At 43.7% G+C, this 11,962-nt stretch carries 13 protein-coding genes and 1 other RNA gene; 9 read left to right on the top strand and 5 right to left on the bottom strand.

What is annotated here, in order from left to right; translation table 11 throughout:
- From OP489_RS11190 to OP489_RS11155, 8 genes are all read left to right on the top strand, one after another.
- Complete coding sequence (locus tag OP489_RS11190; RefSeq protein WP_266162061.1) at nt 1–375, top strand: DUF1667 domain-containing protein; 375 nt, start codon at nt 1–3, stop codon at nt 373–375.
- Between the two features lie 42 nt (nt 376–417).
- Nucleotides 418–1,509, top strand: a complete 1,092-nt coding sequence (locus OP489_RS11185) for an ethanolamine utilization protein EutH (RefSeq protein WP_266162060.1) — start codon at nt 418–420, stop codon at nt 1,507–1,509.
- A 212-nt stretch (nt 1,510–1,721) separates the two neighbouring features.
- Nucleotides 1,722–2,372: a GntR family transcriptional regulator gene (locus OP489_RS11180; RefSeq protein ID WP_266162059.1), complete on the top strand. Its 651-nt coding sequence runs from the start codon at nt 1,722–1,724 to the stop codon at nt 2,370–2,372.
- A 288-nt stretch (nt 2,373–2,660) separates the two neighbouring features.
- A complete protein-coding gene (locus OP489_RS11175; protein ID WP_266162058.1) occupies nt 2,661–4,112 on the top strand; it encodes a sodium/glutamate symporter in 1,452 nt (483 codons plus the stop codon).
- An 18-nt stretch (nt 4,113–4,130) separates the two neighbouring features.
- Nucleotides 4,131–4,439 (top strand): (2Fe-2S)-binding protein, encoded by a 309-nt coding sequence (locus OP489_RS11170; protein ID WP_180341990.1) that lies wholly within the window; start codon nt 4,131–4,133, stop codon nt 4,437–4,439.
- Nucleotides 4,440–4,451: 12 nt separating this feature from the next.
- A complete protein-coding gene (locus OP489_RS11165; protein ID WP_266163535.1) occupies nt 4,452–6,026 on the top strand; it encodes an FAD-dependent oxidoreductase in 1,575 nt (524 codons plus the stop codon).
- A 2-nt stretch (nt 6,027–6,028) separates the two neighbouring features.
- Nucleotides 6,029–6,352, top strand: coding sequence for a (2Fe-2S)-binding protein (locus OP489_RS11160; RefSeq protein ID WP_180341991.1), 324 nt, complete (start codon nt 6,029–6,031; stop codon nt 6,350–6,352).
- Nucleotides 6,352–7,482 (top strand): NAD(P)/FAD-dependent oxidoreductase, encoded by a 1,131-nt coding sequence (locus OP489_RS11155; protein WP_266162057.1) that lies wholly within the window; start codon nt 6,352–6,354, stop codon nt 7,480–7,482. The genes OP489_RS11160 and OP489_RS11155 overlap by 1 nt, the downstream gene beginning before the upstream one ends.
- Nucleotides 7,483–7,628: 146 nt before the next feature.
- On the opposite strand, the gene rnpB is transcribed toward OP489_RS11155, so the two are convergent.
- Both rnpB and OP489_RS11145 read right to left on the bottom strand, forming a co-directional pair.
- An RNA gene (gene rnpB, locus OP489_RS11150) (RNase P RNA component class A) lies at nt 7,629–7,978 on the bottom strand.
- A 61-nt stretch (nt 7,979–8,039) separates the two neighbouring features.
- Nucleotides 8,040–9,494 (bottom strand): nicotinate phosphoribosyltransferase, encoded by a 1,455-nt coding sequence (locus tag OP489_RS11145; protein ID WP_266162056.1) that lies wholly within the window; start codon nt 9,492–9,494, stop codon nt 8,040–8,042.
- Between the two features lie 311 nt (nt 9,495–9,805).
- On the opposite strand from OP489_RS11145, the gene OP489_RS11140 reads away from it, so the two are divergent.
- A complete protein-coding gene (locus OP489_RS11140; RefSeq protein ID WP_180341993.1) occupies nt 9,806–10,060 on the top strand; it encodes a helix-turn-helix domain-containing protein in 255 nt (84 codons plus the stop codon).
- A 149-nt stretch (nt 10,061–10,209) separates the two neighbouring features.
- Here the strand turns inward: OP489_RS11140 and OP489_RS11135 are convergent, their stop codons facing one another.
- The 3 genes from OP489_RS11135 to OP489_RS11125 all read right to left on the bottom strand — a co-directional run bounded on the left by OP489_RS11135 (nt 10,210) and on the right by OP489_RS11125 (nt 11,910).
- Nucleotides 10,210–11,397: an FprA family A-type flavoprotein gene (locus tag OP489_RS11135; RefSeq protein ID WP_266162055.1), complete on the bottom strand. Its 1,188-nt coding sequence runs from the start codon at nt 11,395–11,397 to the stop codon at nt 10,210–10,212.
- A gap of 12 nt (nt 11,398–11,409) precedes the next feature.
- Nucleotides 11,410–11,565, bottom strand: coding sequence for a rubredoxin (gene rd, locus OP489_RS11130; RefSeq protein ID WP_266162054.1), 156 nt, complete (start codon nt 11,563–11,565; stop codon nt 11,410–11,412).
- 75 nt (nt 11,566–11,640) lie between these two features.
- On the bottom strand, nt 11,641–11,910 hold the full coding sequence (locus OP489_RS11125; protein WP_266162053.1) for a DUF6514 family protein: 270 nt from the start codon (nt 11,908–11,910) through the stop codon (nt 11,641–11,643).
- Between the last annotated feature and the right edge of the window lie 52 nt (nt 11,911–11,962).

Genomic DNA, 11,962 nt, shown 5'->3' with positions numbered 1-11,962 from the left:
ATGGAAAAAGAAATTACCTGTACAGTTTGTCCGATGGGATGCAGAATCACTGTTTGCGGAGAAGGAGAAGTGATTCGCTCGGTAAAAGGTTATACTTGTGCTCGCGGAGAACAGTACGCCCGCAGTGAATTTGTTCATCCGGTACGAATTTTGACCTCTACTGCTTTAGTAAGCGGCAGTAATGAGCCACTTGTAGCAGTGCGTTCCAACCGTCCGTTGCCAAAAGAATTGTTGATGAGCTGTATGCAAAAAATTCATATGCTGCATTTACAAGCACCGGTTCGTCGTTATCAGGTGTTGATTCCAAACATTCTGGATACCGGTGTGGATATTGTTGCTACCGGAGAAGCAGAAAAAACAGGATCCACAGGCTGAGAGGTCGAATTTTAAAGAGTGGGAAAAAAGGAGGAGTGAAAATTGAATTTCCAAATGGTCCTAACAGCAATTATGGCTGCCTTTTTGCTGTTGGGTGCATTGGATGATATTTTTGGAAACCGATATGGGCTTGGCAAAGAATTTGAAAATGGATTTCAGTCAGCGGGAAGATTGATTCTGTGCATGTCAGGCTTTATGGTTCTGGCACCGGTAGCGGCACATAGTTTGGGATTCGTTTTGGCCCCGATTTTTCAGTCGATTGGAGCGGACCCTTCTAGTTTTGCGGGTTTAGTAATTGCAAATGATTCAGGCGGATATGTGTTGGCAACGGAGATGGCAAACGATCCGCAGGCCGGAATTTACAATGGAATGATCGTAGGCTCTATGTTGGGGACAACGATCATGTTTCAGTTGCCTTTAATGATGACTTTTACAAAGAAAAAAGAACGTCCGGCAGCAATTTATGGAATGGTAGCCGGAGTTGCAACTATTCCACTGGGATGTCTTGCAGGTGGTTTGGCAGCAGGCTTTCCTTTTTCGATGCTGCTTTTTAATACGATACCGGTATTGATCGTTTCGGCAGCCCTTTTAATTGCTTTGTTGCTTTTGGGAGAAAAGATTGTGCCTGCTTTTTCGGTTTTTGGAAAAATTATGTTAGGAATTTCGATAGCAGGCCTGGCAATCGCTGGATTTTCTCAGCTGACAGGGCTGAAAATTTTAGATGGAATGGGCAGCATCAACGAAGTATTTCAGATTGTTGGTGGAATCACGATCTTTTTAGCTGGAGCATTTCCGTTACTTTTTGTATTGCGAAAAGTTGGGCACAAAGGACTGGAGGGTATCGGCAGACGGATGAAAATCAATAAAACTTCCGTAACGGGGCTTTTGATTACGCTTGCAAACCCTTTACCTACGATGGAAATGCTGTCTGATATGGATGATCGAGGCAGAATGCTGAATATTTCTCTGATTGTATCTGCATCCTGCACGTTCGGCGATCATATGGCATATGCTTCCCAGACGCTTCCACAGATTGTTCCCGCGCTGATTTTTGGAAAACTGGTGGGGGGCTTTAGCGGGATGCTTTTGGCAATCTTTTTGGCGCCCCGGCTTTTAGGAAAAAATGAAGTATAGTACTTAAAATTGTTTAAAAACTATTTTTTATTAATTTAAAATTGCTATTTTTTAATTTAATAAGGGAATTATATAAAAACAGATCAAAATAATTTAGAAATTATGTAAATTAAAATTAGGCGTTTTTATCAATTGTTATAAACAAATTATATTCATGATTGACAAAAATTCTCTTTCTTATTAAAATGATTTCAATAGAAGGAGATGAGAAAATGGGTCGTTCTCTAAAAGAGGATGTTTACTGCAGATTAAAAGAAGAGATCTTATACGGACAATTTAATCCAAATGTAGTCCTTACCGAGGGAGAAATTGCGCAGAAATTTTTGGTGAGCAGAACCCCGGCGCGGCAAGCACTGCAAAAATTAGAGAACGAAAACATGATCAAAAGGAATTCTACCGGCTGTGGCTGGACCATTGCCGTGGTTCGTTTGGAAGAAATTCATGAGATGCTTGAGTTGGATTGTGCTTTGGTGGATTTGATGATCCATCATACGATGGAACGGATTACAGAAAAAAGCGTTCTTTCTTTAGAAAAACAGTTGGAACAAATTGGGTTGCTTGTGGAGCAGCGAGAAATTCACCATGCTGCAGATTTGTGCCGTCAGTTTCGAATTTCGATTATGGAAGAGGCAAAAATGCCGCTTGTGATGAAAGTATGGCTTTCTATTCCTCCGCTTTGTAATTTTAATTGGCTTTGGAACGGGATTCCACTGGAAAAGCATCTTCATTCGATTGCAGATAATCGGGTTTTGATGGAGGCAATTAAAGAAAGAGATGCTCTGAAATTTGAGAAGACATATCGCCGACATACAGAAGAATATTTTGAATGGTGTACTGAGGTATATCAAAGATTTCGGCTTTGATTTTCCTCTAAACTTTAAAAAATAAGATAAAATGTATTTTTTTTAGTACGCCTTAGAATATTGACTTTCATAACAAAGAAATTTATAGTAAAGGTATTCCGGAAAAAGAAAAGTTCAAAGAGGAGTTCATGACATTCGTTTGTCATGGGCTCCTTTTTTGATGCCAAAAAGACTAGTCTTTCTATTTACATGTGACGGCCCTGGCAATTTTGAACAATGACGTTCTTTCCTTCGAGTTAACTTGCTTTTGGGTTTACACTTGTCTGATTTAAGAAAGAAGGAAACATCATGGAATTTTCGGCAACAACTTTGTTTTATGACTTTGCGATTATGTCCGCGTTACTGTTTATTGCAAATATTCTGCGGACAAAATTGAAATTTTTGCAAAATTGGTATATTCCATCTTCGCTAGTAGCAGGAATCTTAGGGGTAATCGGCGGAAAATATTTTATGAATATTTTGCCGCTGAGCAGCAGTATTTCAGTTTATCCAAGCATCATGATTTCGGTATTGTTTGGAACATTGCTGATCGGCCGCAGACAAAAAACAAAATTCAAGGAGACAATCAAAAGTGTTGGCGACACTTTTGCAGTGACGACGAGTGGGATTATGATCCAGTGGGGAGTCGGAATTGCGGCGTCTTTGATTTTAGCGGCCACAATTTTCCCAGATCTAAATCCAGGCTTTGGAATGCTGATGGCATCCGGATTCGAAGGCGGCCATGGAACGGCGGCTGCCGTTGGAGCGGCTCTTTCGGAGGGCTGCGGCTGGACTTCTGCCACTTCGATTGGGCAGACATTTGCAACAATTGGCTTGTTGGATGGAATTTTCATCGGAATCCTTTTGATTAATATCGGGACACGTAAAAAATGGACCCGCTTGATTAAGGAAGTTAACGGGCTTTCACAGGAAATGAAAACAGGATTAGTGGAAGAAGAGAATCAGAAATCGATCGGTAAGGCGACTGTAAATTCAATTTCGATTGATCCTTTAGCATGGCATCTCTGCATTATTTTGACCGCAGTAGGCGGCGCGTATCTTTTAAACAATGTGCTCAAGAGCATTTGGCCTTCTTTTTCCGTACCGACTTATGGAATTGCATTGATTTGCGGCTGGCTGATGAATAAATTGCTGCAAGCTGTAAAGTTGGATCATTATGTGGATCAGAAGCTGATTACAAGAATCGGTTCCTGTGTGACCGATTATTTGGTTGGGTTCGGTGTTGCATCAATTAATATCAGTGTTGTTATCAGCTATGCAGTGCCGCTCATTATCATTTCTCTGCTTGGCCTTGCATGCTGCTTGATATGGCTTTTGTTTGTATCCCGTCGGATTTTCCACAATTATTGGTTTGAGCGTGGAATCTATGTCTTTGGAATGTGTACCGGCGTTATGGCGATCGGCGTCATCCTGTATCGTATCAGTGATCCGGATTATAAAGCACCGGTTTTGGAAGATGTCGGAGTGGCCGGAATCTTTACCACCTTTGTGGATATGTTCCAGGTTTCGATGGTACCGATCATGTTTATGAGCGGACAGTTGATTCCAGCAATGATAATCTGGCTAATTGTGCCTTTGGTGATCGTAGCTGTCAGTGCAGGCATTTATAAATGGAAAAAAGGAACAGGAGCTGAACTGCGTCCGGGAGAAGAAGACTCTGCAGTCAATTATGAGGGAATTCTAGAAGGCACGGAATCTCCTGCTGTCGTTATAAAAGAGACTTCAGCAGAGGAACTTTGAATATAAGGGGCGAATATCGTGAGAATTCAGAAACATCCGATTTTGGGGGAATTTCAAAAAGGTGAATTAGTCACCTTTACATTGGACGGAAAAGAAATGCAGGGATACGAAGGAGAACCGATTGCTGCAGCTTTGCGTGCGGCGGGGGTGATGACTCATCGTTATACTTCTCGTTTTGGAAAACCGCGCGGCGTATTTTGTGCGATTGGGCGCTGTACGGACTGCGTCATGATTGTGGATGGAAAACCCAATATCCGTACTTGTGTAACACCGCTCAAGGCCGGTATGAAGGTACAGACACAATATGGCATCAAGGCAAAGGAGTAAGCGAATATGAAAATGAAAAGATACGAACTGATTGTAATTGGAGCTGGACCGGCCGGGCTTTCCGCTGCAATCGAAGCAGCTAAAGTAGGAATGAAAGTCATTGTGTTCGATGAAAATGCCCGTCCCGGCGGACAGCTTTTTAAACAGATTCATAAATTTTTCGGTTCTAAGGAACATAAAGCCAAAATCCGTGGATTTCGAATTGGGCAGGAATTGTTGGAAGAAGCGGAAAAATTGGGTGTAGAAGTTTGCCTCAATGCGATTGTAATGGGGATTTTTGACTGCATGGAAATTACCGTTATGAAGGATGGAGAAGTCCATCACTATAAGGGCGATAACATCATCGTAGCAACCGGCGCAAGGGAGAACATGGTTCCATTTAAAGGCTGGACTCTGCCTGGCGTAATCGGAGCAGGTGCAGCGCAAACAATGATGAATCTGCATGGAGTGCAGCCCGGCACAAAAGTGTTGATGGTCGGAAGCGGAAACGTTGGACTGGTCGTTTCTTTTCAGCTGATGCAGGCGGGAATCAAAGTCGCAGCAATCATTGATGCGGCACCACGTGTTGGCGGATACGGGGTTCATGCTTCAAAGCTGACACGAATGGGGGTTCCGTTTTATCTTTCCCATACGGTTGTGGAAGCAGAGGGCGAAGATTGTGTAACCGGTGTAAAGATTGCAGAAGTAGATAAAAAGTTTCAGCCTATCAAAGGGACCGAAAAGCATTTTGACGTTGATACCATCTGTATGGCAGTAGGACTGTCACCGATGAGCCAGCTAACACGTATGGCGGGCTGTGAAATGATTGATAAGGGTGGACCGGTTCCAGCGGTAGATGCTTATAATCAGACTTCTGTGCCCGGATTATTTGCGGCAGGAGATGTTGCCGGAATTGAAGAAGCCTCCTCTGCAATGATTGGCGGAAGAATTGCCGGAGCGGCCGCTGCACATCGTCTGGGTTATTTGGAAGATGCCGTATTTGAAGAGAAAGTTCAAAAGCTGCGTTCCTCTATGGATCAGCTGCATCAGGGAATGTTCTCTCCTCAAAATCGTGGAAGAACCGATCTAAAAGAAACAGATGAGGGAATTCCGCTTTCTCAGAGCCTTCTCAAAAAGGGATTTGTTTCAGATGAAGAAATCGAGAAATTCCCCGGCGTTACCCATGCAAAAGGGGTTCATCCGGTTATCGAATGTACGCAGAATATTCCATGCAATCCCTGTCAGGATGCCTGTAAATTTGGCTGTATTCGGGTAGGAAGTCAGATTACCCGTCTGCCGGCCATTGATTCTCAGAAAAAATGTACCGGCTGCGGAATGTGTGTTGCTTCCTGTTCCGGACAGGCGATTTTCCTGGTCAACGAAGAATATGAGCCCGGATATGCCAGCGTCACTTTACCTTACGAGTTTTTGCCGCTTCCAGCAAAAGGAGATCACGGAAAAGCATTGGGACGGGATGGTTCCGTTCTGTGTGATGCCGAAGTTTTAGAGACAAGAACTGCACCGATTATGGATGGAACCGTGCTTCTCACCATGAAAGTACCGGCTAACATGTCCATGAAGGCGCGATTCTTTAAAAGGGAGGCTTAAAAATGGCAAAAATAATTGACCGTAATCTTGATATTGGTGAATTCGTTCCTCAGCCGGACGATGATTTGATTATTTGTCGCTGTGAAGAAATTACAAAAGGAGAAATCCGGCGCGCGATTCATGATGGCATGCGCACGATGACGGAGCTAAAACGATTTACCCGTGCAGGAATGGGATTGTGTCAAGGTGGTACCTGTACAAAAATTGTAAAGGGAATTATGGCAAAAGAGCTGGGAATTCGCCCTTCGGATTTGGAAGAACCGACCGCCCGTGGCCCGGCGCGTCCCATTGAAATGAAAATTTTCAGCAATGAGGTGGATGATTAATGAATGCAGATGTAATTATTATTGGGGGCGGAATTATTGGAAATTCATCCGCTTATTATCTTGCGAAAAAAGGATTAAAGTGCTTGGTGTTGGAACAGACCATGATTGGAAACGGCGGTTCCAGCCGCAATGGAGGCGGGGTTCGTCAGTCTGCACGTGATGTGCGGGAGCTTCCCATCGCTATGTATGCCATTCAAAATTTGTGGCCTAACCTGAACGAAGAATTAGGGGTCGATGTGGAGTATCATCAAGACGGAAATCTTCGTCTCGGAAAGACGCCGGAACATCTCGAAATTTTAAAAAAGCTGACTCAAAAGAGTCAGGCGGCAGGGCTGGACGTCAAAATGATTACAGGGGACGAGGCTAGAGAAATCTGCCCCTATATGTCTCAAGAGGTAATCGGCGCTTCCTGGTGTCCAACTGATGGGCATGCAAACCCCATGATGACGACGCTGGCGTTTTATCGTCGTGCACTCCAGTTGGGAGTTCATTTTATCACTGGAGAAAAAATTACAAAGATTCAGCTTCACTGCGGAAAAGCCGGAGCGGTGGTCACAGATGCCGGAAATACTTATGAAGCAGACAACATTATTGTAGCGGCGGGATATGGTTCCCGTGCGATTTTAAATACCGTCGGAATTGATGTGCCGCTTTATCGGATGCTGAATGAGTGCCTGGTGACAGAAGTACAGCCGCCGATGTTCTGGCAGATGCTGGGTACGGCTGAGGCGGATTTTTATGGTCATCAGACGAAACATGGTTCTTTTGCATTTGGAGGATCTTCCGGCTTGGAGAATTATCATAAAAATCATAAAGAGTCGGATTCTGCAAAGTCCACTTCCATGACGGCGGAAAGTATCTGCAGAGGAATTATGAAATATTTCCCGGTTTTAGCGGATGCGAAAATCGTTCGTCATTGGGCAGGTTGGCTTGATATTTCTGCTGATCAGGTTCCAATTATTGATAAGGTCAATGAGATTCCGGGATTGTTTATCGCCTGTGGCTTTACAGGTCATGGATTTGGCATCGGGCCTGGAGTTGGTACGATCATGAGTGAACTCGTTACTGGAGAACCAACTTGTGTGCAGATTGATGCTTTAAAATATGATCGTTTTTCTGCGAAAGGATAATTTAAAGCGATTTTCTGTGATATTTGTACGATAAACTTTCAATAAAATAGCAAAAGCGATCACGAGCTGTTGCTCTTGATCGCTTTTTGTTTAAGAATTTATTTTTAAATTTAAAATATAAAAACCCGGCATGTTTCCATACCGGGTTTGCGACCAGACTTATAAGCCGAGTTCTGTTCTGACAGCCATCTATCTTGGCCAGGCGTTGCCGCCATAGCTCGATGCCACCTTCTAGGGACGTGCCGGGCCGACACAAAATGTCCCACTGCGGTGTTGCTCCGGATAGGGTTTGCAGAGCCATTCGGTTCTCCGAATGCTGGTGAGCTCTTACCTCGCCTTTCCATCCTTACCGCTCAAAAGAGCGGCGGTATATTTCTGTTGCACTTTCCCTAGGGTCACCCCCGGCGGCCGTTAGCCGTTATCCATGCCCTGTGGAGCTCGGACTTTCCTCAGATACGCCGTTTCCCGCTGTATCCGCAGCTGTCCGGTCTGCTCGCGTTTATCCATTATATCGAATTTTAAAATGAAAGTCAATGGACCCTTTTTGTCAGCTTTTGTTAATAGGTATAGGAGTCTAGAAGCTGACGTTTGACTTCCCAGAGCGGACGACTTAAGTCTACATAATAGTTGTGGGGATTTTCAAAGCGCAGTACCTCATCCCATAGGGTAGAGACCTGCTCCTTGCAGAAAGCCTGCAGTTCACGCAGTGTCTTTTTATGCATCACGCATTTTCCGCCGTCAAAAAGCTGTTCACGCAGCCGTACTGCACGGAAGTTTGTGATTTTCTTTTTCTTCCATTCGTGTTCAGGGTCGAAGATTTCGTAAGGCTTTGTATCGTCAATCTTTTCTTCATGCAGGGTTACCACATCTGCAATAGCTTTTCCGGAATCACGGTCGTATAAACGCCAGAGTTCCTTAAAGCAGGGAGTCGTAATCTTCGTTACATTTTCGCTGACTTTGATTTTCGGCGTAATAGAGCCGTCTGGTTCTTCTACCGCAGAGAGCTTGTACACTCCGCCAAAAACAGGGCAGCTGCTGCTGGTGATCATGCGCTCGCCAACGCCAAAGGAGTCCACTTTGGCGCCCTGAATCAGCATGTCCCGAATAATATATTCATCTAAACTGTTGCTGGCACAGATTTTACAGTCCGGGAAACCGGCAGCGTCCAGCATCTTGCGTGCGCGCTTTGAAAGATAAGTAATATCACCGCTGTCAATCCGAATTCCGGCGGGACGATAGCCCATGGGAAGAAGTACGTCATTAAACACTTTAATCGCATTTGGAATGCCCGATTTTAGCACATTGTAGGTATCTACGAGCAGTGTGCAGGCATGCGGATATTCTTTTGCATAGGCGCAGAAGGCATCATATTCGTTATCAAAAAGCTGAACCCAGCTGTGTGCCATAGTCCCCAGTGCCGGCACTTGATAGTCTCGGTCACAGATCGTACAGGCAGTTCCGCAGCAGCCGCCGATATAGGCCGCACGTGCGCCTAAAATGGCACCATCGGCCCCCTGTGCCCTGCGGGAGCCGAATTCCATAACAGGGCGTCCCTCCGCAGCGCGGACGATCCGGTTTGCTTTCGTGGCGATCAGACTTTCATGATTGATTGTCAGAAGAATCATCGTCTCGACAAACTGTGCCTGAATTACCGGCCCACGGACAGTCAGAATGGGCTCTCCCGGGAAGATCGGAACCCCTTCCGGAACGGCCCATACATCACAGCAAAAATGGAAGTCCTTCAAGTACTGCAAAAATTCTTCGCTGAAGATTTTGCAGCCTCTCAGGTAGTCAATGTCTTTTTCGGTAAAGGTCAGATTTTTCATGTATTCGGCGACTTCCTGAACACCTGCCATGATGGCAAACCCACCATTGTCAGGGATGTTGCGGAAAAACATATCAAAATAGACAATCCGGTCGCGATATCCATTTTGAAAATAGCCGTTGGCCATCGTGATTTCATAAAAATCGGTCAGCATCGTCAAATTCGTTTTTACAGGGGGTGTGTACATGGGATCTTCATCTCCATTAAAATTTTGGCTGCTGCCACCTTAAATGGCATAGCAGCATAGTATGGATAGAAAGTTGCGTTAGAGATATTATAGCAAGGTTCCTGGAAAATAACAAATAATATGTAGAAAAAATTTCTGATTTTGAAATTTTTTGAATTGTTCTTTAAATTAAAAGGAAAATTAGTTTTATTATTGCGCTTTTAGGGGAAAAAGATTATACTGTTAACAATTTATATGGGATGAATCATTTTCCGGGGATTCTATTCCCGAATGCAAGCAATAATTGATTAATTTACGGGAGATGAAGCACGTTGAGATTACGCAAACAGGCACTTGGGAGCCGCAATCTAGTTGGAGCCCGTGTAGAAGAAGCCCGTAAGGATCTTGGTATGAAGCAGAAAGAGCTTCTTGCACAGCTGCAGGTCAACGGTGTAGATATGAATGCTTCTGGTCTTTCAAAACTGGAAGGGCAGATCCGGAGTGTATCTGATATTGAGTTGATTGCTCTCTCAAAGATCCTTGGTGTTTCGGTAGAGTGGCTTTTGGGCCTTAAAAATGACCCCTGATTAAATCTGGGAGCTTTATTTTCGTCTCGCCCCTTTCGCTTTGTTAAAAAGGGCGAGACGTTTTTTACATCAAAGTTTTTACAAATTTACAAAATTAAAAAGCAGAGCAGAAATTAAAAAATTGATTTCTGCTCTGCTTTTTAACACTCTCAGAGAGACGAAACAATCTGAAGAGCGTAATTTCTCATAGAATTCAGATCTTCTTCAGTAGGCATAAAATTGACACGCAGCCCATCCCCTTGAAATTTAAATTTTAATTCTTCCAGGCGGGCTTTTATCATAGGAACAGCTTCTCCGCTCCAACCGAAAGAACCAAATGCACCGGCGGGTTTGCGGGTGTTAATGGCATCAATCATTGCGAGCGTTTTCCAAACAATGGAAGGCGCGTCCCGGTTGATTGTATCGGAACCCACCAACAAAGCATGGCAGCTGTTAATTTTAGAGGCAACCTCAAGAGGATCTGCATGAACAAGATCCATCATAGAGACTTCCAGATTAGGACTTGAAGAGAAAGCTTCTGCCGCAGCTTCTGCCAGCTTTTTGGTATAGCCGTATGCAGAAACATAGGGAATAAAAATTAACTTTTTTTCCGGCACTTTCGGAGTACTCCAAAGACGGTAAAGCTCTTTTCGTTGTTCGATGCTTTTTGTTAGACAGGGGCCATGGCTTGTACAGATCATTTCTGCAGGCAGAGGATCTGCCAAAGCTAGTCCTTTTAAAACATAAGGCTTAAAGGGACCGAAGATGCTTTTAAAGTAATAAGCAAATTGTTCTTCATAAGCTTTTTGATCATGAATACCAGTGTCCAGCATGGTGGGTTCGCAGTAATGGGTACCCAGAAAATCACAGGTGAAAAGTGTCTTTTCGGCAGGATACCATGTGAACATGCTGTCGGGCCAATGCAGGAGCGGCGCCGGAATAAATTGCAGCTCTCGGTTGTTGCCGAGATCCAAAGTTTCCCCCGGCTTTATAATATGGCAGGGTAAACTTTCATTTGCGATTGCTTCCATATATTTTTTTGCTGCCACAGTGCAGTAAATTGTGAGGTTTGGACACCTTTTTAAAAGCTGTGCAACGGAACCAGAATGATCCGGTTCCGTGTGATTCATAATCAGTGCATCAATTTTATCGAGAGGAACGACTTGCTCAATATTTTTAATGTATTCTTCAAAAAAGTCGGCATGAACGGTTTCAATTAATATGTTTTTCTCTCCGGTTATTAGGAACGCATTATAACTGGTTCCATATTTTGCTTCCATGACAATATCAAAGACGCGGAGGGCAGGATTTAGCACACCGACCGAATAAATTCCATTTTTCAGCTTAATTGCGCTCATCCTTTAACACCTTCATTCTTTTTCAAACTGATCTTTTTCGGCTCCGCAAAGAGGACATACCCAATCGGCAGGCAAGTCTTCAAACTTTGTTCCGGCTGGAATCCCATGCTCCGGATCACCAATTTCTGGATCGTAAACATAACCACAGACACTGCATACATATTTCATAAGAAACACCCTCCAAAAATAACAATTATTACTGTTTTCTCTTTGGGTTAAGTATAGCTAGAATCTTTTTAAATGTCAACTATTTTGTGAAAAATTGTAATCTTCAATAATTTCAGAAAGGGTACTTGGAAAAACAGAATTGCGCCGGAGCTTTTCTAGAAATTTTAGCGCGCAATTTTTCTCGCATGGAATAGAAGCACTAGCCGTTTCAAATTCTGTCTTTTCAATGCCAATCAAATAGTTTGGAGCGGTGGAATTTGACTTTTGTACCGAGGGTTCTTCCTCCAAAAAATATTCCAGACGAATATTCCCTTCAATGGCTGTTCCTGCATGGATACGATTCATTTCATAATTTCCCCCTTATGTGAATATATTTCGCATTTTGTGTGAACTCCAT

The sequence above is a fragment of the Caproicibacterium sp. BJN0003 genome (genome assembly GCF_026314295.1).
Taxonomy (GTDB): Bacteria; Bacillota; Clostridia; order Oscillospirales; family Acutalibacteraceae; genus Caproicibacterium.
This window is presented reverse-complemented; position numbering and strand designations above follow the sequence as displayed.

Coding starts and splice junctions, on each gene's coding strand:
- OP489_RS11190 (WP_266162061.1), top strand. CDS start 1: ATGGAAAAAGAAATTACCTGTACAGTTTGTCCGATGGGATGCAGAATC.
- OP489_RS11180 (WP_266162059.1), top strand. CDS start 1,722: ATGGGTCGTTCTCTAAAAGAGGATGTTTACTGCAGATTAAAAGAAGAG.
- OP489_RS11175 (WP_266162058.1), top strand. CDS start 2,661: ATGGAATTTTCGGCAACAACTTTGTTTTATGACTTTGCGATTATGTCC.
- OP489_RS11165 (WP_266163535.1), top strand. CDS start 4,452: ATGAAAAGATACGAACTGATTGTAATTGGAGCTGGACCGGCCGGGCTT.
- OP489_RS11160 (WP_180341991.1), top strand. CDS start 6,029: ATGGCAAAAATAATTGACCGTAATCTTGATATTGGTGAATTCGTTCCT.
- OP489_RS11155 (WP_266162057.1), top strand. CDS start 6,352: ATGAATGCAGATGTAATTATTATTGGGGGCGGAATTATTGGAAATTCA.
- OP489_RS11145 (WP_266162056.1), bottom strand. CDS start 9,494: ATGTACACACCCCCTGTAAAAACGAATTTGACGATGCTGACCGATTTT.
- OP489_RS11135 (WP_266162055.1), bottom strand. CDS start 11,397: ATGAGCGCAATTAAGCTGAAAAATGGAATTTATTCGGTCGGTGTGCTA.
- rd (WP_266162054.1), bottom strand. CDS start 11,565: ATGAAATATGTATGCAGTGTCTGTGGTTATGTTTACGATCCAGAAATT.
- OP489_RS11125 (WP_266162053.1), bottom strand. CDS start 11,910: ATGAATCGTATCCATGCAGGAACAGCCATTGAAGGGAATATTCGTCTG.